20 protein-coding genes are annotated in these 20,264 nt (G+C 59.0%); 5 read left to right on the top strand and 15 right to left on the bottom strand.

Features of this window, described 5'->3' with window-relative positions; translation table 11 throughout:
- Positions 1 to 3: 3 nt before the first annotated feature.
- Together polA and GC127_RS07890 are read right to left on the bottom strand one after the other, a co-directional pair.
- On the bottom strand, positions 4 to 2,808 hold the full coding sequence (gene polA / locus GC127_RS07895; protein ID WP_151977436.1) for a DNA polymerase I: 2,805 nt from the start codon (positions 2,806 to 2,808) through the stop codon (positions 4 to 6).
- A 79-nt stretch (positions 2,809 to 2,887) separates the two neighbouring features.
- Positions 2,888 to 3,067, bottom strand: coding sequence for a zinc-finger domain-containing protein (locus GC127_RS07890; protein ID WP_037276823.1), 180 nt, complete (start codon positions 3,065 to 3,067; stop codon positions 2,888 to 2,890).
- A 74-nt stretch (positions 3,068 to 3,141) separates the two neighbouring features.
- On the opposite strand from GC127_RS07890, the gene GC127_RS07885 reads away from it, so the two are divergent.
- Positions 3,142 to 4,071 (top strand): ABC transporter ATP-binding protein, encoded by a 930-nt coding sequence (locus GC127_RS07885; RefSeq protein WP_037298623.1) that lies wholly within the window; start codon positions 3,142 to 3,144, stop codon positions 4,069 to 4,071.
- A 212-nt stretch (positions 4,072 to 4,283) separates the two neighbouring features.
- Here the strand turns inward: GC127_RS07885 and GC127_RS07880 are convergent, their stop codons facing one another.
- Genes GC127_RS07880 through ectA form a run of 4 tightly spaced genes read right to left on the bottom strand, consistent with a single transcriptional unit; the run spans position 4,284 to position 8,014 of the window.
- On the bottom strand, positions 4,284 to 5,720 hold the full coding sequence (locus GC127_RS07880) for an aspartate kinase (protein WP_008282640.1): 1,437 nt from the start codon (positions 5,718 to 5,720) through the stop codon (positions 4,284 to 4,286).
- A 35-nt stretch (positions 5,721 to 5,755) separates the two neighbouring features.
- On the bottom strand, positions 5,756 to 6,148 hold the full coding sequence (locus GC127_RS07875) for an ectoine synthase (RefSeq protein ID WP_081507314.1): 393 nt from the start codon (positions 6,146 to 6,148) through the stop codon (positions 5,756 to 5,758).
- Positions 6,149 to 6,153: 5 nt separating this feature from the next.
- A complete protein-coding gene (gene ectB, locus GC127_RS07870) occupies positions 6,154 to 7,446 on the bottom strand; it encodes a diaminobutyrate--2-oxoglutarate transaminase (RefSeq protein ID WP_008282638.1) in 1,293 nt (430 codons plus the stop codon).
- A 49-nt stretch (positions 7,447 to 7,495) separates the two neighbouring features.
- Complete coding sequence (gene ectA / locus GC127_RS07865) at positions 7,496 to 8,014, bottom strand: diaminobutyrate acetyltransferase (protein WP_008282637.1); 519 nt, start codon at positions 8,012 to 8,014, stop codon at positions 7,496 to 7,498.
- Between the two features lie 246 nt (positions 8,015 to 8,260).
- Here ectA and GC127_RS07860 point away from each other — a divergent pair, with 246 nt between their 5' ends.
- Positions 8,261 to 8,737 carry a MarR family winged helix-turn-helix transcriptional regulator gene (locus GC127_RS07860; RefSeq protein WP_037298691.1) on the top strand — a complete coding sequence of 159 codons (477 nt, stop codon included), beginning with the start codon at positions 8,261 to 8,263 and terminating at the stop codon, positions 8,735 to 8,737.
- A gap of 60 nt (positions 8,738 to 8,797) precedes the next feature.
- On the opposite strand, the gene GC127_RS07855 is transcribed toward GC127_RS07860, so the two are convergent.
- From GC127_RS07855 to ahcY, 3 genes are all read right to left on the bottom strand, one after another.
- On the bottom strand, positions 8,798 to 9,139 hold the full coding sequence (locus tag GC127_RS07855; RefSeq protein ID WP_008282635.1) for a DUF2853 family protein: 342 nt from the start codon (positions 9,137 to 9,139) through the stop codon (positions 8,798 to 8,800).
- 169 nt (positions 9,140 to 9,308) lie between these two features.
- Complete coding sequence (locus GC127_RS07850; RefSeq protein WP_008282634.1) at positions 9,309 to 9,800, bottom strand: DUF922 domain-containing protein; 492 nt, start codon at positions 9,798 to 9,800, stop codon at positions 9,309 to 9,311.
- A 30-nt stretch (positions 9,801 to 9,830) separates the two neighbouring features.
- Entirely contained in the window at positions 9,831 to 11,219 is a 1,389-nt protein-coding gene (gene ahcY / locus GC127_RS07845) for an adenosylhomocysteinase (RefSeq protein ID WP_008282632.1), read from the bottom strand.
- A gap of 234 nt (positions 11,220 to 11,453) precedes the next feature.
- Between ahcY and GC127_RS07840 the strand changes: the two genes are divergently transcribed.
- Complete coding sequence (locus GC127_RS07840; RefSeq protein WP_254700034.1) at positions 11,454 to 12,311, top strand: FkbM family methyltransferase; 858 nt, start codon at positions 11,454 to 11,456, stop codon at positions 12,309 to 12,311.
- 30 nt (positions 12,312 to 12,341) lie between these two features.
- Positions 12,342 to 12,935, top strand: coding sequence for an HD domain-containing protein (locus GC127_RS07835; RefSeq protein ID WP_008282630.1), 594 nt, complete (start codon positions 12,342 to 12,344; stop codon positions 12,933 to 12,935).
- On the opposite strand, the gene GC127_RS07830 is transcribed toward GC127_RS07835, so the two are convergent.
- From GC127_RS07830 to cysQ, 5 genes are all read right to left on the bottom strand, one after another.
- Positions 12,932 to 13,963, bottom strand: coding sequence for a glycosyltransferase family 2 protein (locus tag GC127_RS07830; RefSeq protein ID WP_151977432.1), 1,032 nt, complete (start codon positions 13,961 to 13,963; stop codon positions 12,932 to 12,934). The genes GC127_RS07835 and GC127_RS07830 overlap by 4 nt on opposite strands.
- Before the next feature lie 36 nt (positions 13,964 to 13,999).
- Complete coding sequence (galE, locus tag GC127_RS07825) at positions 14,000 to 14,983, bottom strand: UDP-glucose 4-epimerase GalE (RefSeq protein WP_008282628.1); 984 nt, start codon at positions 14,981 to 14,983, stop codon at positions 14,000 to 14,002.
- A 21-nt stretch (positions 14,984 to 15,004) separates the two neighbouring features.
- Positions 15,005 to 15,898, bottom strand: coding sequence for a UTP--glucose-1-phosphate uridylyltransferase (locus GC127_RS07820; protein WP_008282627.1), 894 nt, complete (start codon positions 15,896 to 15,898; stop codon positions 15,005 to 15,007).
- Between the two features lie 113 nt (positions 15,899 to 16,011).
- Complete coding sequence (locus tag GC127_RS07815; protein ID WP_151977430.1) at positions 16,012 to 16,812, bottom strand: 3-deoxy-manno-octulosonate cytidylyltransferase; 801 nt, start codon at positions 16,810 to 16,812, stop codon at positions 16,012 to 16,014.
- Between the two features lies 1 nt (position 16,813).
- Entirely contained in the window at positions 16,814 to 17,611 is a 798-nt protein-coding gene (cysQ, locus tag GC127_RS07810; RefSeq protein ID WP_151977428.1) for a 3'(2'),5'-bisphosphate nucleotidase CysQ, read from the bottom strand.
- A 134-nt stretch (positions 17,612 to 17,745) separates the two neighbouring features.
- Here cysQ and GC127_RS07805 point away from each other — a divergent pair, with 134 nt between their 5' ends.
- The gene (locus tag GC127_RS07805; RefSeq protein WP_008282624.1) at positions 17,746 to 18,567 is read left to right on the top strand and encodes an ABC transporter permease; all 822 of its coding nucleotides are present in this window, start codon (positions 17,746 to 17,748) and stop codon (positions 18,565 to 18,567) included.
- Between the two features lie 8 nt (positions 18,568 to 18,575).
- Here the strand turns inward: GC127_RS07805 and GC127_RS07800 are convergent, their stop codons facing one another.
- Positions 18,576 to 20,195: a DUF4139 domain-containing protein gene (locus GC127_RS07800; RefSeq protein WP_151977426.1), complete on the bottom strand. Its 1,620-nt coding sequence runs from the start codon at positions 20,193 to 20,195 to the stop codon at positions 18,576 to 18,578.
- Positions 20,196 to 20,264 lie beyond the last annotated feature (69 nt).

Here is a 20,264-nt window from a genome sequence, read left to right as displayed (position 1 = left end):
CGTTTAATGCGCTTCCGCCCAATTGCGGCCTTGGCCCGCATCCACTACCAGGGGCACGTCTAGACGCACTGCCGGGTCTGCGGCCCCCTGCATCACAGCGCGCGCAACGTCGATCAAGCGGTCTACGCTGTCCTCGGCCACTTCAAAGATCAATTCGTCATGGACCTGCAACAGCATCTTGCAGGGCAGCCCCTCGATCGCTTCGGGCATACGGATCATGGCGCGGCGGATGATGTCCGCCGCCGTGCCTTGAATTGGCGCGTTGATCGCTGCACGCCGGGCGAATCCGGCGCGCGGGCCTTTGGCGGCAATCTCGGGCGTGTGGATCTTGCGCCCGAACAGGGTCTGGACATAGCCATGTTCCTTGGCAAAGGCGGTGGTGGCGTCCATGTAATCCTTGATGCCCGGAAACCGCTCGAAATAGCGGTCGATGAATCCCTGCGCCTCGCCTCTTGGAATGCGCAGATTGCGCGCAAGACCAAAGCCCGAGATGCCATAGATCACCCCGAAATTGATCGCCTTGGCCTGACGCCTGATCTCGGGCGTCATCTCGGCCAGCGGCACGTTGAACATCTCTGACGCGGTCATGGCGTGAATGTCATGGCCATCGCGAAACGCCTGCTTGAGCGTCTCTATCCCGGCCACATGCGCCAAAATGCGCAACTCGATCTGGCTGTAATCGAGACTGACCAGACGATTGCCGGGGGCCGCAACAAAGGCCTCTCGGATGCGTCGCCCTTCTTCGCTGCGCACGGGAATGTTTTGCAGATTGGGGTCTGACGAGGAAAACCGCCCTGTGCTGGCCCCGGTTTGCAGATAGGAGGTGTGGACCCGCCCCGTATCCGGATCGATGTGATCCTGAAGCGCGTCAGTATAGGTGGATTTGAGCTTGCTCAGTTGCCGCCAATCCAGAACGCGCGCAGGCAGATCATGCTCTGTCGCCAGATCCTCGAGCACGTCGGCCCCGGTGGCATAGGCACCGGTTTTGCCCTTTTCGCCGCCCGGCAGGCCCATTTCGTCAAACAGGATCTCTCCCAATTGCTTGGGCGAACCGACATTGAAACTGCGCCCGGCAAGCGCGTGAATTTCTGATTCCAAGCCGGCCATCTTCTGCGCGAACTTGCCCGACATGGCGCGCAGCGTGTCACGGTCGACCAGCACGCCATACCGCTCCATCCGCGCCAGCACAGGCACCAACGGGCGTTCCAGCGTCTCGTAGACCGTGGTGACCTGGGCACGGTGCAGCTGCGGCTTGAGCGTGAGCCAGAGGCGCAGCGTGATGTCGGCATCCTCTGCGGCATATTTCACCGCCTCGACCACTGGCACGCGGTCAAAGGTGACAGCGGCTTTGCCACTACCCAGCAGGGATTTGATCGGGATCGGGCTATGGTTCAGATAGCGCTCTGACAGCGTGTCCATCCCATGCCCGTGCAGCCCGGCATGCAGCGCATAGGACATCAGCATCGTATCGTCGATGGGGGCTACGGTTATGCCATGGGCGGCCAGAATCTTGGCGTCGTACTTCATATTCTGACCGATCTTGAGGATGGCGTCATCCTCAAGCACGGGTTTGAGGGCGTCCAACACCTCGTCCAGCGGCAATTGCCCCTCGGCCCGCGCGTCCGACCCAAAGAGATCATCCGCCGCCCCGTCTTTGTGCGCCACCGGGATGTAACAGGCGCGGCCCGGTGCCGTAGCCAGCGAAATCCCCACCAGATCGGCCTGCATTTCGTTGAGCGAGGTGGTCTCGGTATCAAAGGCGACATAGCCTTGGGCGTGGATGGTGGCGATCCAGGCGTCCAGCGTCGCGCGGTCCGAGACATGGACATAGGTCTCAGGCTCTATCGCTGGCCAATCGGGGGATTGATCGGGTGCCGTGGCAGCGCTTTGCGCGGCAGGTTCCGGAATGGTCGGCGCCACTGCGCCCAAGGCCTCGGCGATGCGCTTCGAGAGGGTGCGAAACTCCATCTGCGCCAGAAACCCCAACAACATCTCGGGATCAGGATCGCGCACTTCCAGATCGTCGAGCGTAAAGTCGAGCGGCGTGTTGCAATCCAGTTGCACCAGCCGCTTCGACATCTCGATCTGTGCGCGCTTTTCAATCAACGTATCGCGGCGCTTGGGCTGCTTGATCTCTTCGGCGCGGTCCAAAAGCGCCTCGAGTGAGCCGAATTCGTTGATCAAAAGCGCCGCCGTCTTGATCCCGATCCCCGGCGCACCGGGCACGTTATCGACACTATCGCCGGCCAGCGCCTGCACATCGACCACCCGGTCCGGGCTGACGCCGAATTTCTCGCGCACGCCCTCCACATCAATCAGGCGGTTTTTCATCGCATCCAGCATTTCGACCCCATCGCCGACAAGCTGCATCAGGTCCTTGTCGGAGCTGATGATCGTCACCCGCCCGCCCAGATCGCGCGCCTGACAGGCGAGCGTGGCGATAATGTCGTCGGCCTCGTAGCCCTCTTTCTCTTCGCAGGCGATGTTGAAGGCGCGCGTGGCCTCGCGCGTCAGCGGGATCTGCGGGCGCAGGTCCTCTGGCATCGCTTCGCGGTTGGCCTTGTATTCGGGATAAAGATCGTTGCGAAACGTATGGCTGCCCTTGTCAAAGATGACGGCGACATGCGTGGGCGCGTCGTGGCCGTTGTTGCCCTCAACATAGCGTTGCAGCATGTTGCAAAACCCCGACACAGCCCCGATGGGCAGCCCGTCGGATTTGCGCGTCAGCGGCGGCAGCGCGTGATAGGCGCGGAAAATGAACGACGATCCGTCGATCAGATGCAAGTGACAGCCTTTTCCGAATGACATGGGTTGCCCTCCCGATCAGGCGTCTTCTTGGCGAAAATACTCAAATTCCCGGGCCCGAACAGGGCACCCGGCCGATGGCTCAGACCTTGCCCTCAAAATCCTTGTGAACCAGTTTGGCATCGCAATAGGGGCATTCGACAAACCCTGTTTCATGCGGGATTTGCAGCCAGACGCGGGGATGGCCCAAAGCACCCTCGCCCCCGTCGCAGGCGACGCGATAGCTGTCCACAATGCGGGTTTCCGGGGCCTGCGTTACCATCGGGGCGTTTCCTTTTGCCGTGCTTTCCACTAGGTGCGAATATGAGTGAACACAAGCCGAGGGGCAAGAGCAGCATGGCGTCCAATGCCATTGAAATCCGCGGATTGACCAAGACTTATGGCGCAGGGCGCAATAGCCCGGCCAAACAGGCGCTCAAAGGGATCAACCTCGACGTACCGCAAGGGTCTGTTTTTGGCCTGTTGGGGCCGAACGGGGCGGGTAAATCGACACTGATCAATATTCTGGCGGGCTTGGTGGTCAAGACTGCGGGGCAGGTTACGATCTGGGGCTTCGATCAGGATCGCAACCCGCGTCAGAGCCGCGCCTCAATCGGGGTGATGCCGCAGGAATTGAATCTTGACCCGTTCTTTACCCCGCGCGGCGCGCTTGAGGTGCAGGCGGGGCTCTACGGCGTGCCCCGGCGCGAACGGCGCAGCGACGAGATATTGCGCCTCATAGGGCTAGAGGACAAGGCCGAGGCCTATGCGCGCACCCTATCAGGGGGCATGCGGCGGCGTCTGCTTCTGGGCAAGGCCTTGGTGCATCATCCGCATATCCTTGTTCTGGATGAGCCGACCGCAGGCGTGGATATCGAGCTGCGCCAGATGCTGTGGGAGAATGTGCGGCGGCTGAACGAGCAGGGCATGACCATCATTCTCACCACCCACTACCTCGAAGAGGCCGAGGAAATGTGCGACGAAATCGCCATTATCAATCTGGGTGAAGTGGTGGCGCGCGACAGCACCGCCAATCTCTTGGGGCGTCTTGACCACAAGACGATGATCATTCAGCCCGACAAGCCCGCCGCAACCCTGCCGCAGGCGGAGGGGCTGAGCGTGACCAAGCGTGGCGATGGGGCGCTGGTCATCACCTATAAATCCGGTGCCACCTCTGCCGAAGAGGTGCTTGCTGCCGTTCATGCCGCCGGAATCACCATTCGCGATGTGAAAACAGAACAGGCGGATTTGCAGGATGTGTTCCTGGAGCTGACCCGGAGCCGGTGACGCCTGCACAAGACCCAAACGGAGGATGCCAGCAGATGCCGACACCCTCCGTTCCCCACGTGCTCCCTACGCACCACACGTGTAACTTGATCAGGTCTCGGCCATACTGGCCCGAATAAAACAACCTTACGCCAAACGTGCGGCAGCTCCAAACAGAGACTGCCGCGCATTCGTTTCAAATTGTGCTCAGCGCACTCTGGGGATGGCCGCGCTCAGGCGGCCTTTCTAGGGAGGTGGGTCACCTCGCTTTCGATCAGAGCGCGGTGCAAGGCGGCGATTCCCGCCTCCATCTCCTTGGCTCCGAGGACGAATTGAACATCCACGCTGCGGGGTGTCTGGTGGGCGGCGATCACCTCGATCCCGGCATCCTCTAGCGCTGCCAGACCGCGGCTGAGTACCCTGAGCCCACTCAGATCACGCCCGATGGGCGACACCAGAGACAAGGTGCGCGCAGAGACCTTGGCCGAGGGGTAAATCTCTTCCAGATCACGCGCCACGCGCCGGACAACCTTGAGCGACGCCTGCACATAGTGCGTGATCGTATTGGCGTTCGATGTCTTGGATACGATCCAGACATTGTGCCGCTTGAGCGCCTCCAGAATGGCCGCGTCATAGCCTTTGACGCCGACCATATCCTGTTCGAACAATTCCAATGCCACGACCTTGAGGCCGGTCACGATCTCGACGCTTGGCGTATCGGTCGGCTGATCGTCGATCAGCGTCCCCGGATCGCCCGGATCAAAGGCATTCGTTACCCGCAGCGCCACATCGGCCTGTCGCAGGGTCTTGGCCGCCTTGGGGTGAATCGCCTCCATCCCCAGATTCGAGAGCTGATCGGCCACGTCGTAATTGGTGTGGCCCAGCTTGCGCACAGCGTCCGCCCCCACAAGGTTTGGATCCGCGGACGAGAGGTGAAATTCCTTGTGGATGATCGCCTCTTTCGCCCCTGTCCATGCGGCAATAGTGGCGAATGTGACCTCGGAATAGCCCCGGTCAAACTCGCGCATCAGCCCTTCGGTGCATTGCGCATAGCCCGTGACAATCGGCATTTCGCTGGATAGATCCACGTCACGCAAGCCTGCGGCGATCCGTTCTGACAGGTCATGCTCTGTCTCGTCGCGCCAACCGCTCAGGTCGATGAATCGCGCGTTGACGCCGGCCCGCTGCAACAAAAGCGTGGTGACAAAGGCAGAATGCGATTCCCCCAGACCCGAGAGCAATTCACGGATGACCAGCATGTGATCGCTCAGGCGGAAATGGCCATAGGAACATAGCCGCTGCAGATCAAAGAGGCACGACCGCGCCCCCTCGATCCGCTCGCGCACGAACTCGTCCGCCATGCTGCGATCACCCGGATGTTCCAGAATATCCCCATGTGCCTCGCGCATCGCGCGACCCACCTCGGTCAGCGCATCAAGCCAACCGTGATCATCATCCCCGTTGGCAAATCGCGCATAGACCCCCGGTGTGCCGGATTTCTTGTGCTCCAACAGCTTGTTGGTGATCCCGCCAAAGGCCGAGACCACAAAGATGCGATGGTAGAGCGCGGCACCTGTCCGCTCTCCGATAAAGAGCGTTCCAAGCAACTCGTTCACGCGGCTCATGGATGTGCCGCCAATTTTTTCGACGGTATGGTCTGGAAATGTCATATCCCTCTATCCGGGTTTAAACCCGGACCCTTTTGTCAGGCGCTTTCCAGCGCGTAAGAGCCATCGGCCTGATGAACCTCTTTGCCCGTCACCGGCGGGTTAAAGCAGCAGGCCATGACAAGCTCTTCCTCTGCGCGCAGGATGTGGCGATCATGCTTGTCGAGCGCATACATCACGCCCGGCTTGATCTCATGCGTCTCGCCGGTGGCGATGTCCGTGATCGAGCCTTTGCCCTGCATGCAATAGACGCTTTCAAAGTGGTTCTTGTATTCGAACGTATGTTCCGAACCCGGCTCCAGGAACGTGATGTGAAATGAAAATCCCATCCCGTCATCTGCCAGCAGCATCCGCACGCTCGACCATTGCGCATCAGAGACCACGCGCTCGCGCTCTTGCTCGATGATTTTGTTAAAGTCTCTCACAATCATTTCCGTTACTCCGCTGCAAGTTTATGTGTCTGTGTCACGTCGCGCGCTGCTTCTTCGAGGATGCTCAGCCCCGATTTCAGGGTCGCTTCGGGCGTTGTCAGGGCGGCAAGCACCTTGACCACCTCATCATGGGCACCCGATGTCTCGATGATAAGCCCTTTTTCAAAGGCTCGGGCACAGATCGCCGCTGCGAGTGTGCCGTCACCCACATCGACCCCCTGCATCATGCCGCGTCCTTTGAGACGGGCACCGGGGATGCCGTCCGCGATCCGAATCAGCGCGTCACGCAGAATTTCGGATTTTGTAGCGATGGATTTCTGGAACGCATCGTCCTTCCAGAATTTCTCGATCGCGACACGTGCGGTGACAAAGGCATGTGTGTTGCCCCGGAAGGTGCCATTATGCTCGGCTGGGCCCCAGATATCATGCTCGGGCTTGATCAAGAGCGCGGCAAAGGGCAGGCCCATCCCCGAAAAGCTCTTGGCCATTGGGATGAGATCAGGCTCGATCCCCATCTCCTCAAAACTAAAGAAAGTGCCCGTGCGCCCGCAGCCTGCCTGAATGTCATCTACAATCAGTAGGGCACCGTGTTCCTTGGCCAAGCGGGCCACGCCCTGCATAAAGGCGGTGGACGCGGCATTGAGCCCACCCTCGCCCTGTACCGGCTCTAGAATGAAGGCTGCCGGGGCATCGACGCCGCTGGACGGATTGCCCAGCATTTCCTCGATGATCCTGAGGCTGTCCACATCCGGCCCGAACGCCCCTTCATAGGGCATATGCGTGGTGCCACAGAGCGATCCACCGCCCGCGCCCGCGCGTTTGCCCGCGTTACCGGTGCAGCTCAGCGCGCCCATGGTCATGCCATGAAACCCGTTGGTAAACGCGATGATGTTGCGCCGACCCGTCACTTTGCGCGCCAGCTTCATGGCCGCTTCGACCGCGTTCGTGCCGGTCGGGCCGGTCATCATCACCTTATAATCCATGCCGCGCGGCTTTAAGATGATATCCTCGAATGCGCGCAGGAAATCAGCCTTGGCATCCGTGTGCATATCAAGGCCATGGGTGACCCCATCAGCGGTGATATGGTCGATCAACGCCGCCTTCATGTCCGGGTCGTTGTGCCCATAGTTGAGCGACGAGCACCCGGCGAGAAAGTCGATATAGGTGTTGCCCGACGCATCGGTCATCTCAGACCCCTGCGCCTTGACAAAAGCGGTGGGAAAGCTGCGGCAATAGCTGCGCGCTTCGCTTTCGCGACGGGCAAAAATTTCCAGATCGGCTGACTTGTCAGTCGTCATAACGTATTCCTTCATCTGATTGGGGAATGGGCGGGCAGGGGCCTGAGGATCAGGCCGCCTTTTTCATCCGCTCTTTCATGGCAATTGTGACCATGTATTCGGTGTCGTGCAGATCGTTGAAATGCAGCGATTTCGAGAAGTACGGCGTGCTCGACAGGGCGCCGTCGTTCAGATCGCTGAACTTGCGGAACAAGGCCCAGCTGCCAGCATTGTCGCGCGTGATCGTGGTTTGCACGCGGGTCACATCCTTGCAGACGTCACGCGACAGAAGCCCGCGAAGCATCAGCGTGCCCAGACCCGTGCCGCGTGCCTTTTCCGATACGGCCACCTGCCACACAAAGAGCGTTTCAGGATCGTCAGGCAAGAGATAGCCCGAAACCCAGCCGACAACTTCACCACCCATCTCAGCTACGATGCAGGTGTCGCGGAAATGATCGCATTGGATCAGGTTGCAATACATCGAATTTTCATCGAGCGGCTTGCACGCCTGAATCAGCTCCCAGATCGCCGCGCCGTCCTCTGATGAGGGCTTGCGCAGGGTTGGTAGGGCCTTCCGAAACATTTCCATCGCATGTCGCATCGCTGTGTGACCTCTCTATTTGCTTCGTAGAACTAAATATATTAAACAGGCCTATAAATCAACCATGCGCGTGTGAATTTATAAAATTCGCCATTTATTGCCAAAATACCTTATTTTTTCGGATAAAATACCCTATATATTTAATTAGCGAACTAAATTAGTTTCTCAGGAGGAATGAAATTGCAATTGAGCGACAGCTTTGCGACCATTACAGCCATCACCAAAGGGGCTCGTATGGACCGCACAGACCAAAGCTTGATCGCCCTGCGTCGCATCCTGCGCGCAACCGAGATTTATGGGCGCAAGCTCGCTTCCGCTGCCGGGCTGACAGCGGTTCAATTCCGCGTTCTTCAAATTGTGGCGGAGCGGGGCAATTGCACCGCAACCCATATCGCCCAACAGATGCGGGTGTCTCAGGCGACCATCACCGCTTTGGTGGACAAATTGGTGAAACATGGCGTGGTGACGCGGGAAAAATCCCAGACCGATCGTCGGCAGACGAACATCGTCATCACCGATGCGGGCCACGAGACCATTCGTCGTGCCCCTGACGCGCTGCAACAGCGCTATGTGCGCAAGTTCGAGGCGCTCGCGGATTGGGAACAGGCACAGCTTGTGGCATCGCTCGAGCGGGTTGCCACCCTGCTCGATGCCGAGGATATAGATGCGGCTCCAGTGCTCGATACAAGCGACTTTCGCACACATTCCTGAGCCATAAAAAAGAACACCCACCGAGGGGCGGGCGCTCTGACATTCGGTGGGATCATCGCCTCAGCGATAGACGGCTTCCTTGCCGAAATGCTTGGTCAGCATGTAATAGACCACAGCGCGATACTTGTTACGCTCGGATTTGCCATAGGTCTCGATCACCTGATTGATCGCGTCCATCAGCGCCGGGCTATCGGCGAGGCCCAGTTTCTTGACGAGAAAATTCGTCTTGACGGTTTCAAGCTCTGCCGGTTGGCTGCCCGCAATTGTCGAGGCATCTGCGTTGTAAATTGCAGGACCACATCCAATGGTTACCTTCGTCAGCAGGTCCATATCCGGTTCCATCCCGCATTTATTACGCAGATCATCCGCGTATCTCACGATCAGGTCGTCACGCTTTCCCATCAATTCTCTCCCATTTTTCCGGCAAACGGCCGGCCCATCGTTTCACCAAGCCCCACAAATGACGCTCCGGGCACGATAGCCGGGGATTTTTTCCGGACAAAGGGAAATTTTCCAGAACGCTCCCCTTGGGCGAGTCTTGGGACCAATACCGCTTCTGGCGGTGCCGAACCTATCTCAGCACCACACCTTTCTTACGGCCGTGGTCTGTGGTCTTGTCAAATTTGACGTCGATGGCGTTATACTTCTTGAGGATCGCATCGCCGCCTGCGCACCCGGCAGCCTCAATTTCTTGGGCGGCTGCAATGCCGTGACGCCCGTGCTGGCGTTCATGCTCTGTAAGCGCGGCCAGCATGGCATCGAATTTCGTCCGCACTTCGGCGGGCATTTTAGCGGGGTTTTTGTGCTTTGGCAGCGTGATATCGACTGTAACGCTCAGCTTGCAATCGCCGGTCCAGCGGACGTACCAATCTGTAAAGGCCCAGAATCCTTTCGGACCTTTTTCGTTCATCTCCTGCACCAACCCTGCAACTGACGTGGCAGAAACCGCGTAGGTCTTGATGGTTTCGGTGACTTTGGGTTTGGCGTGCGCTGTCGATAGGCCGCCAAACCCGAGTGCAAGGCCAAGGGCCAAGACACCGATATCAAAAAAATTCTTCTTCAATATCGGTCTCCTGTCCAATGGCTGATTAGATCAATACCGGTAGTGCTCTGGCTTGAACGGGCCATCGGTGCCAACACCGATGTAATCCGCCTGATCCTGCCGAAGCTGCGTTAGCTTCACGCCAATGCGATCAAGATGCAAACGCGCGACTTTCTCGTCAAGATGTTTCGGCAGGACATAAACCTCGTTGCCGTATGCGTCGCCCTTGGTCCAAAGCTCGATCTGCGCCAACACCTGATTGGTGAACGAGGCAGACATCACAAAAGACGGGTGGCCCGTGGCATTGCCAAGGTTCAAGAGCCGCCCTTCGGAGAGCAGGATGATCCGATGGCCCGAGGGCATCTCGATCATATCGACCTGATCCTTGATGTTGGTCCACTTGTGGTTCTTGAGCGCAGCAACTTGGATCTCATTGTCGAAATGGCCAATATTGCCGACGATCGCCATGTCCTTCATCGCGCGCATATGCTCGATGCGGATCACGTCCTTGTTGCCGGTGGTAGTGATGAAAATGTCGGCGGTGTCGATCACGTCTTCCAGCACGACCACTTCGAACCCGTCCATCGCCGCCTGAAGCGCGCAAATCGGGTCCACTTCGGTGACTTTCACCCGCGCTCCGGCCCCACTCAACGACGCGGCAGAGCCTTTGCCCACATCGCCATACCCACAGACGACAGCCACTTTGCCTGCCATCATCGTGTCGGTGGCGCGGCGGATACCGTCCACAAGGCTTTCTTTGCAGCCATATTTGTTGTCGAATTTCGACTTGGTGACAGAGTCGTTCACATTGATCGCGGGGAAGGGCAGTTGCCCTTTCTTGTGCAGATCATACAGACGATGAACGCCGGTGGTGGTTTCCTCGGACACGCCTTTGATCTGGTCGCGCACCTTTGTGAACCAACCGGGGCTCGCCTTCATCCGCTTGGCGATTTGCGCCTTGATCACTTCTTCTTCTTCCGAAGCAGGAACCGGGATGATGTCTTCGCCAGCCTCTGCGCGTGCGCCCAACAGAACGTAAAGCGTTGCATCGCCGCCGTCGTCGAGGATCATGTTCGGGCCATCTGCGAACATAAAGGATTTGTCGAGGTAATCCCAATGCTCTTCAAGGGATTGACCCTTGATAGCAAAGACCGGCGTGCCGCCTGCGGCAATCGCCGCTGCTGCGTGATCCTGCGTCGAGAAGATGTTGCAGGAGGCCCAACGCACATCTGCGCCCAAGTCCACCAGCGTTTCGATCAGCACAGCGGTCTGGATTGTCATATGCAAAGAGCCTACGATCCGCGCGCCTTTGAGAGGTTTAGCCTCGCCATATTCCTTGCGCAGGGCCATCAGCCCCGGCATCTCGGTTTCCGCAATGTCCAATTCCTTGCGCCCGTATGCCGCGAGGTTGATGTCCTTTACGATGTAATCTTTTGTCATGTTGGGGTGGTTCCTTGCATGAGAATTTTGCTAGGCAGATAGCACTCACTCCCCCTTTGGGCAATGCGCGATTCGCCCGCCAGCCCTGCTGGATAGGCCCTGGCACAGATCTGCCTGCGCTGATTGTTTTAGGGTTTGCGCCGCGCGTACGCTTTGCCTACCTCTGTCCCCATGACTGCACAGAGACATCTCACCTTCTCCAGCCCGGCCGCGCGGGTTCAATATGCTCTGTTGATGGGCCTGTTCCGTTGCGCCGTGACGCGCGGGCTCTATGGGCGCTTTGCACGTGGTCTTGGAAAGGTTTTTGATCCTGAGAACGCGGTGATCCTGCATGAGGCCGGTGCTGCCCCTTATCGTATCCTGCTCAATGATGGCTATTGGACCCGCTTCGCGCTTTATCTTGCGCCCTACGAGCCCGAGGTCGATTCGGTGTTGCGCGCCGCCTCTGGGGCCACGCCGCTGTTTTGCGACCTTGGCGCAAACATGGGCTATTGGACCACCCGCGCGGCACCGCTTTTTGAGCGTGTGATCGCGGTCGAGGCGTCGGCGCGCACATTCGAGCGGTTGCGTGGTAATGCAGGCACGCTTTCCAATGTCACGCTCCATCGCGCGGCGATCCATGCAAGCTCGGGTCAGGTGCTGACCTTTGTCAACACGCATCTCAGCCATGCCTCTGCCCGGCTGATGGGCGACCTGCCAGCAAACGCGCAGGATCAAACCGAAACAGTCACAACGCTTGCCATCGACGATCTGGTTCCGCCGGGCACTGCCGCACTGATCAAGCTGGACGTAGAAGGAGCAGAAATTGCGGCCATTTCGGGTGCCGCCCGCGCCATCGCCGAAGGATCGGTTCTGATCTACGAGGATCATGGCAACGATCCCGCCTGCACAGTCAGCGCGCATCTGCTGGCGCAGCCGGGTCTTAGTGTCTACTCCAGCGAAAATGGCCTGATTGCGATGCCCGATGTTGCCACGATACGGGCGCTTAAGAGGGACCCGTTCAAAGGGTATAACTTTGTTGCGGCGCACGCGAAATCGCCCTTGCTGGCGCAGATCATTCAGAGCTTTGCAAAATCAGCCAAGCCGCGCTAGGCAGGATCGTCCAACATTTCCGGAGGCCCAATGCCCAAACCCCGCGCCTGGCAAAAGATGCTCTCGGGTCGGCGGCTTGATCTGCTTGATCCCACGCCCGTTGATATCGAGATTGAGGATATTGCCCATGGTCTCAGCTTTGTCGCCCGTTGGAATGGACAGACATTGGGTGATTTTGCTTATTCCGTGGCAGAGCATTCCTTGCTCGTGGAAAGGCTCTATTCCCGCCTGACGCCCGCCTCACCTGCCAAATGGCGGCTGGCGGCGCTGTTGCACGACGCGCCGGAATACGTCATCGGTGATATGATCTCGCCGGTCAAGAATGCGGTCGGGCCGGGCTATGATGAGCTCGACAAACGGCTTGCGGGGGCCATTCACATTCGCTTTGGCCTTCCTGCGGCCATCCCACCCGCGATCAAGAAACAGATCAAGCAGGCAGATAAGATCAGCGCATGGATGGAGGCCACGGAAATCGCAGGGTTTTCAGTGGCAGAAGCAGACCGTTTCTTTGGCAAGCCTGATCCGGCGCTTATGCAGGGTCTTAGCATCACACTCCGCCCCCCTGTCGAGACGCGGCAGGACTATACTGCGCGCTATCAGGTGCTCATGGCCGAGATGGCCTAAATCCAGCCGCCGCGTGACATGAGGCCCATGGCCTCTAGCTGTCGCCATCCGGTCAGGCGTGTGGATGCCTCACTCCACAGATCCGGATCGCCCTGCAACGCTTCGTAATAGCCGTCATAGAGATTGCTATTGCCAAAATGCTCTTGCCGCGCCTGTTCTTCGGCAGAGCGTTCGATCACGGTGTTGAGAAACTTGCTGTGCAGCAGGATACCCGAGGTCAGCTCGCCCCCGCCTGTGTCATAGACATGGTTGAGGCGTCGCGGCAAAAGCGAATGCGCGGAACTCACATAGGCATATCGCCGATTCCATTTCACCAAAGGCACCTTGCCCATGGTCGGCGCGCGGCGTGGATCGCTGGCAAAAAACATCCGGGCACGCGGGCCCCCCTGAATCCAGAGGCTGTGCAAATCTACCTTGCGCCGCATCCCATAATTGCCGCCATCGAACCAGCACAGCGCCTGAAACGGGTCTATTCCAGCCTGATAAGGGTATTCTGACAGGCGACCCTTGGGATACATATCCAACATCATCGCACCGAATGAGCGGCGCTTTTGCCCATCCAGCCATTCACAGAGCGCGGGAAGCGGGCGCGTGTCGTGATAGGGATAGATCAGGCATTCATCGGCATCGAGGGTCAGGCACCAATGGCCATGGCCATATTTCATTTGTAGCCACGTCAGCCAATCTACCCCAAAGCGTGACAGCTTGTAGCTGTGCGGCGTGCTCCAGAGCGAGACATCGGGTTGTGCGGCCAGATAGTCGCGCGTGCCATCGTCACTGGCATTTTCGACAATAAGGAAATGCCGCACCCCCAACCGTCGGTGATGGTCCAGGAAATAGGGCAGGCGCAGCGCCTCGTTGCGCACCGTGCTGAAACACAGGATATCGCCGGGCCTGATCTGGGCGGTTTCGTCACGAACACAGCGCAATTGCCGCCTTTTGCGAAAGCTGCGCCAGAGCAGGCGCCTTCGCTTCCACCGCAGGCGATAGGCCATCGCCAGATCGCTGATACTGTCGCCTCTGCCCATGCGGTCCCCGTGATCCCCCAATCGGCAAGGTCAGTGCTATTTGTCGTAATGTCCAGTCTGATGCCAGCGCCACGCGTCCCCGATCATCTGCGCGAGGGTCGAGCGTTTTGGCGTCCAGCCCAGTTCTGCCGCGGCACGAGTCGAGCCTGAAACAAGCCGCGTGCAATCACCGGGCCGCCGTTGCCCTTCCACGACCGGCACGGCACGATTGGTGACGGCGGCGGATTGGTCAATCACTTCGCGCACCGAAAACCCCGAGCCGGTCCCAAGGTTGAAAATGCGGCTTTCCTTGCCAGCCTCCAGCCATTTGAGGCCCAGAACATGCGCGTCAACCAGATCACTGACATGCACGTAATCCCGGATACAGGTGCCGTCAGGCGTGTCATAGTCAGTGCCAAAGATCGTCAGCGCATCGCGTTTGCCCGCAATCGCATCCAACATCAGCGGGATGAGATGGGTTTCGGGTTGGTGAAATTCGCCAATTTCACCTTCGGGGTCGGCACCGGCGACGTTGAAATACCGGAAAATCACATGGCGCAGGCCAAATGCGGCCCCGAAATCGCACAACATATCCTCTATAGCGCGCTTCGAGGCGCCATAGGCATTGATCGGCGCTTGCACACATCCTTCGTCAAGCAAGACGTTGTCCTGATCGCCATAGGTGGCGCAGGTCGAGGAGAACACGAAATCGAGACAGCCTGCCGCCACGGCGGCCTGAATCAAACAAAGCGATCCGGCAACGTTGTTGTGCCAATAAAGGCCCGGATCGCGCATGCTCTCGCCCACTTGGCTGAGGGCCGCAAAATGCATCACGGCGGCGGGCCGATAGGTGGCAAACACCTGATCGAGCCGCGCGCGGTCGGTCAGGTCGCCTTGCTCGAAGGGGCCGAATTTCACGGCGTCCTGCCAGCCGGTACACAGATTGTCGTAGGTGACCGGCGTATAGCCTGCCGCTGCCAATGTCTTGCAGGCGTGGCTGCCGATATATCCCGCCCCGCCCGTTACCAGAATATGCGTCACCGCAGGCCCTTTCGTGGTGTCTTACTGAGCTGCTTTTTCAGAGTGAACCACGTCCGAGATGTAATTCCAAAGCTCATCCCGCAGATCATCGCGCGCCAGAGCAAAGGCAACGGTGGCCTGCAAAAACCCTGCTTTAGAGCCACAATCAAACCGCTGCCCCTGAAAGCGGAAGCCATAGACTTCTTCACCGTCTTCACGCGCGGCGTCAATCGCATCGGTCAGTTGGATTTCTCCTCCGGCCCCGGCCTGTTTGCGATTCAGCTTCTGCAACACGGTGGGGGTCAGGATGTAGCGCCCGATTACCGCAAGATTTGACGGGGCCGTGCCCGCCGCAGGTTTTTCCACCATGCCCTTGGTCGATACGATGCTTCCCATATCCTCTTTGATATCAAGGATACCGTAGGATTTTGTCATGGCATCCGGAACCTCCATGGCCGCCACGATATTGCCCTGCGTTTCTTCAAAGGCCTCGACCATCTGCGCAAGACACGGCTTTTCAGCCGCGATCACGTCATCGGGCAGGATCACGGCAAAAGGCTCGTTCGAGATCAGCCGCCGCGCGCACCAGACAGCATGGCCCAGACCAAGCGGCTTGTGCTGGCGCATATAGGCCACTTCGCCACTGTCCATATTGGTGGATTTGAGGATTTCGAGCAGGTCGTCCTTACCCTTGCGGCGCAATTCGGCCTCAAGCTGCGGCGCGTAGTCGAAATAATCCTCAAGCGCACCTTTGCCGCGCGAGGTGATGAAGATGAATTCCTTGATCCCGGCGGCGCGCGCCTCGTCTATGGCGTATTGCACCAAAGGGCGATCGACCAGCGTCATGATTTCCTTGGGCACCGATTTCGTGGCTGGCAGGAATCGTGTTCCCAGACCGGCGACCGGAAAGATTGCCTTGGTAACTTTGCTACGCATGGACTGCTCCTAAGATACTTTTTTTCACCTTACACAACAGCGCTGCCATTTGCATCGTGTTAAGGGGAAATTTCGCGAAATGTTGCGAATTGGCAGGGTTTTGCCTGTAGTTTTCAGGCCATGCCCATTTCCCGCATCATCGCCTCTATTCGGGGGACATCCTCGGGGTTGTTCAATTCCCAGAATTGCCGCCCCTGCGCTGCAACCTCGACGCAGAGCACGGCGCGTCCACGTTCAAGAAACCGCAACTGCTCGAGCCCCTCTAGCTGCTCAAGCGGCCCCATCGGCCACGTGGCGTAATCACGCAAGGCTTGCGGGCGATAGGCGTAAACACCGACATGGTGGAAAACCGGTGTCGCCTCTTCCGCCTCATAGCGACGAGGGGTGTAGGGGATCACTTCCTTGGAGAAATAGAGGGCGCGCGCCCCCCCTCCAAATACCGCCGTTGTGCCACCGACACGGCCATTGGCGCGGTCGTCGAGAAACCCGTTGAGCGCGCGCCCATCACAGCGCAGCACCGGTGTTGCCACCTCTGCCCCGGTATCGGCGCGCAGGCCGGCGATCAAATCCTCAACGAACCAATGCGGTGTGAGGGGCGCGTCGCCTTGCAGGTTGACGATGATGTCATAGCCTCCGCCCAAGACATCTAACGCCTCGGCGCAGCGCTCGGTGCCATTGCCGCAGCTCTCCGAGGTCATCACCACCTCGGCACCGAACGCCTCGGAGGCGGCACGGATACGGTCGTCATCGGTGGCCACAACCACCCGGTCGACCCCCTGTACTTGACTGGCGGCTTCCCAAGAACGTTGGATCAGGCTTTTGGCTTCACCCGTGGCACCGGTCAGGGCCACCAGCGGTTTGCCGGGATAACGGGTCGAGGCATAGCGTGCGGGTATGACGATAACGACGCTCATCTCAGGCTCCTTTCAGAACCACGCCGGGGGCAAGGGCGATAAAGAACGGATTGGCAAAGCCCGCTTTGCCATAGCTGAGTGGCTTATGATCTTCGAATTGTACCACCTGGCCACCGGCCCCGGCCAGCACGGCATGTCCAGCGGCGGTATCCCATTCCATGGTACGCCCCAGACGCGGATAAAGATCGGCCTCGCCGGTCGCAACAAGGCAGAACTTGAGCGAGGAGCCCGCGCTTGTCATGTCTTTGACCGCGTATTTGCCGATATAGTCATCGGTGGCCTGATCCCGGTGCGATTTGCTCGCCACAACCATCAGCGCGGTGTTGTCTGGCTGCGCCACCCGGACGGGGTGCAAAGTGCCGGGCGCATCCATGGAAAACGGGCCTTCTTCCTCGACGGATGTTCCATCAGCCAATGTGTAGAACATGCGCCCTTTGGCCGGGGCATAAACCACACCACGGGTTGGCACTCCGGCTTCGACATAGGCGATATTGACCGTGAAATCACCGCGCCGGTTGATGAATTCCTTGGTTCCGTCCAGCGGATCGACGATCAAAAAGGTTTGGGCGGTCTCGCCATGCGACGTCGCCTGTTCTTCGGTAACAAGCGCGATTTCGGGGAATGCGGCGCGCAGCCCGGCAGAGATGATCGCATCCGCTGCCTCGTCCGCCTCGGTTACGGGGCTTGCGTCGGACTTTACCTTGACCGCGAAATCATCGGCCTCGTAGATCTCCATGATCTTTGCCCCGGCATCGAGCGCCAATGCGCGCATCACCGAAATCAGCTTGTCATACTCCAAATCGCCGCTCCTTTGCCGCCAAGACGCCACTTTGCGCCGTTAACCGATGGATTATATCTGCGCCCTTATGATACGCTCTCGCAAGGACAGCAAGAAACCCGAACCATAAAATAAGAGGCCATCGGCACCGCGCCATGTTCAAGACCACGCGCCCAAGATCGAGCCTGCACTCGGCAATCAATATTGCCGAACTGATCTACCATGCCGCCGTGCGGGATGTGCGCAAGAGCGATGGCAATGCAATCATGGCGCTGCTCAAGAATATCATGACCGTGATCATCATGGTGATGGCATTCTACCTGATGTTCAGTGTTCTGGGCCTCAAGGGCAATGCGCTGCGGGGCGATTTCCTGCTGTTCATGATGTCCGGCATTTTCGTCTACATCACCCATATCAAGGCGATGAGCGCTGTTATCGGGGCCGAAGGACCGGCATCGCCGATGATGCAGCATGCGCCGATGAACACGGTCATCGCGATCTGTTCTGCCGCGCTCAGCTCGCTCTATATTCAGGTTCTGTCGCTCTTTGTGGTTCTTTTTGTCTATCACGTGGGCTTTGTTCCGATCAGCATCCACCAGCCCATTCAGGCCTTTGGGATGATCCTTGCGGCGTGGTTCACAGGGATTGCCGTGGGACTCGTTCTTTTGGCGATCAAGCCGTGGGCACCCGGTTTCGTGTCGATCTTTGCCATGATTTATCAGCGGGCCAATATGATTGCCTCGGGCAAGATGTTCGTGGTCAACACCTTGCCCACTTTCATGATGAACATGTTTGACTGGAACCCGCTGTTTCACATCATCGACCAGACGCGCGGTTTTGTGTTCATCAACTATTTTCCGCACCGAACCTCGCTCGAATATCCGCTTTATGTCGGGCTTGCGCTCTTGATGATCGGGCTCATGGCCGAATTCTACACCCGCCAATATGCGTCAAGCAGTTGGGAGGCGCGGCGGTAAACCGCCCGTCAGTGCAGCACCTTACCCTCGGGCCATGTCAGCCGTGTCTTCACTGTGATGGCCTGTGTCTCTTTTGCAGGCAGATCAAAGGTCCATGCCAGAATGCCCCGTTCGCCGTCGATGTCACGCTCGGTGGGCATCGGATCTGCAGTCCATGTAATCTCCAGATCCTCTTGCTCGGATACCGGCACGCGGTCGATCAGGCGCAGCGGCCATGCCTCGCCGGTCAGGTTTTCGACGGTGATCTCGACCGTCTCAGTCTGTTCGTTGGATTTCGTCAGAATCCCCCGGTCGCCCTCGTTTCGGTCGCGCACCAGACGGGTCAGGCGCAGACCCTCGATCGGGCCAAAGGACATGTCGGCCTTGTCCCCATCCGCGATCAGGTTCAGCCAGCGTTGCCCAACATAGCGCCCATCAAGATAAAACCGCGCCTCAGAGGTGGGCAAGAGCATCTCGCCGGTGTCATTGGTCAGTCGCGCCATCAGATAGGCGGTCTGATCCAGCATCGGCACGGCTTGGGCCACGACCTCTGCCTTGGTTTCCAACGGGGTCAGCATCAGGCGGACATTATCGGCGCCGGTGGTAACGCTGACAGGGGCGGGATAGCTATAGGTGACAGATAGCCCGTCAAAGCTGGCCACGGCCATGTCAGACGCGGCGGCCTCTGCCATTGGCGCGGCCATAAGCACGGTTTCGGCCTTGCCACGCGCCATGGGTTGGATCGCTTGTGGATCTTCAATCCGCGCAATCCAAGGCCAGATCTGGCCCGGCTCGGTCTGTTCCGATGGGCGCAGGGTCGACAGGGTAAGCGCGATATCCTGCCAATTCTCGCCAGTGGATTGCTGCACGAATGCGCCCCGCTCGATCCTGACCGCGCCGCTGTCGCGCGCCAGATGCAGATCATAGAGCGGCTGCCAACCGGCATCAGGGATAGTGTAGGTCACGGTCAGCGTGCCTTGGGTCTCGGCGTCAGCGGTGATTCCCACGGCAAGCATGGCGCGGGCTTCCTCCTCGGGCACCAGCGCCTCGAGCGCTTGACGCGCCGCATCGCGCGCCTTGATCTGGTCCTTCAGGGCACGTTTTGCTGTGTCCGCGCGCCGGGTGGCGGCGGTTTCCGCCTGACGGGCCTCTAGGGTCTCGCTGCCGATCACAGCGCTCAGAGCGCGAAGCTGGTCTGGCGTAAGGGTTGCGGCACCATCGACCTGACCAATCTGCGCGAGAAAGGCGATGCGCGCACGGGCGGCCTCGGCCTCAAGCTCGATATCGGCAATGTCGTTGCGGGCAAGGCGCAGCGCGTCTTCTCTCTGTGTCAGCGTGGCGCGGGCGTCGATCAGCGCGGCGCTTTCGGGGGCGTCGCGTGGCGGCACGTAATCGTTGCGGGTGGTAACACCCCCCATGCGCACGCCCTCGACCACAACCCGAACCGAGGCCAGCGGCGTCCCTTGTGGCAGGTCGGCAAGGATAAGGTCATGCTGTCCGGCTGGGGCCGAAAACGCCACTTCACGGGTCACGGTCGCACCTTGCGGATAGAGAATCACGGCGCTGACGCGGCTGGAGAGCGCGATATCCTCGGCCACGGCGGGCAGGGCAAGCGAGGCGAGAGGCAGAGCAAGGAAAAGGGCACGCATGGGCAACACTCCTGAACGGTTCGGCACGATGTTCCCGCCTTGTTGCCCAAGGTGCAAGCCTGCCGCGTG

This window comes from Roseovarius sp. EC-HK134, assembly GCF_902498815.1.
Lineage (GTDB): Bacteria > Pseudomonadota > Alphaproteobacteria > Rhodobacterales > Rhodobacteraceae > Roseovarius > Roseovarius mucosus_A.
This window is presented reverse-complemented; position numbering and strand designations above follow the sequence as displayed.

Bases quoted from the DNA above. Each gene is read 5' to 3' on its own strand.
- polA (WP_151977436.1), bottom strand. From the start codon at position 2,808: ATGTCATTCGGAAAAGGCTGTCACTTGCATCTGATCGACGGATCGTCG.
- GC127_RS07890 (WP_037276823.1), bottom strand. From the start codon at position 3,067: ATGGTAACGCAGGCCCCGGAAACCCGCATTGTGGACAGCTATCGCGTC.
- GC127_RS07885 (WP_037298623.1), top strand. From the start codon at position 3,142: ATGGCGTCCAATGCCATTGAAATCCGCGGATTGACCAAGACTTATGGC.
- GC127_RS07880 (WP_008282640.1), bottom strand. From the start codon at position 5,720: ATGACATTTCCAGACCATACCGTCGAAAAAATTGGCGGCACATCCATG.
- GC127_RS07875 (WP_081507314.1), bottom strand. From the start codon at position 6,148: ATGATTGTGAGAGACTTTAACAAAATCATCGAGCAAGAGCGCGAGCGC.
- ectB (WP_008282638.1), bottom strand. From the start codon at position 7,446: ATGACGACTGACAAGTCAGCCGATCTGGAAATTTTTGCCCGTCGCGAA.
- ectA (WP_008282637.1), bottom strand. From the start codon at position 8,014: ATGGAAATGTTTCGGAAGGCCCTACCAACCCTGCGCAAGCCCTCATCA.
- GC127_RS07860 (WP_037298691.1), top strand. From the start codon at position 8,261: ATGGACCGCACAGACCAAAGCTTGATCGCCCTGCGTCGCATCCTGCGC.
- GC127_RS07855 (WP_008282635.1), bottom strand. From the start codon at position 9,139: ATGGGAAAGCGTGACGACCTGATCGTGAGATACGCGGATGATCTGCGT.
- ahcY (WP_008282632.1), bottom strand. From the start codon at position 11,219: ATGACAAAAGATTACATCGTAAAGGACATCAACCTCGCGGCATACGGG.
- GC127_RS07840 (WP_254700034.1), top strand. From the start codon at position 11,454: ATGGGCCTGTTCCGTTGCGCCGTGACGCGCGGGCTCTATGGGCGCTTT.
- GC127_RS07835 (WP_008282630.1), top strand. From the start codon at position 12,342: ATGCCCAAACCCCGCGCCTGGCAAAAGATGCTCTCGGGTCGGCGGCTT.
- GC127_RS07830 (WP_151977432.1), bottom strand. From the start codon at position 13,963: ATGGGCAGAGGCGACAGTATCAGCGATCTGGCGATGGCCTATCGCCTG.
- GC127_RS07820 (WP_008282627.1), bottom strand. From the start codon at position 15,898: ATGCGTAGCAAAGTTACCAAGGCAATCTTTCCGGTCGCCGGTCTGGGA.
- GC127_RS07815 (WP_151977430.1), bottom strand. From the start codon at position 16,812: ATGAGCGTCGTTATCGTCATACCCGCACGCTATGCCTCGACCCGTTAT.
- GC127_RS07805 (WP_008282624.1), top strand. From the start codon at position 17,746: ATGTTCAAGACCACGCGCCCAAGATCGAGCCTGCACTCGGCAATCAAT.
- GC127_RS07800 (WP_151977426.1), bottom strand. From the start codon at position 20,195: ATGCGTGCCCTTTTCCTTGCTCTGCCTCTCGCCTCGCTTGCCCTGCCC.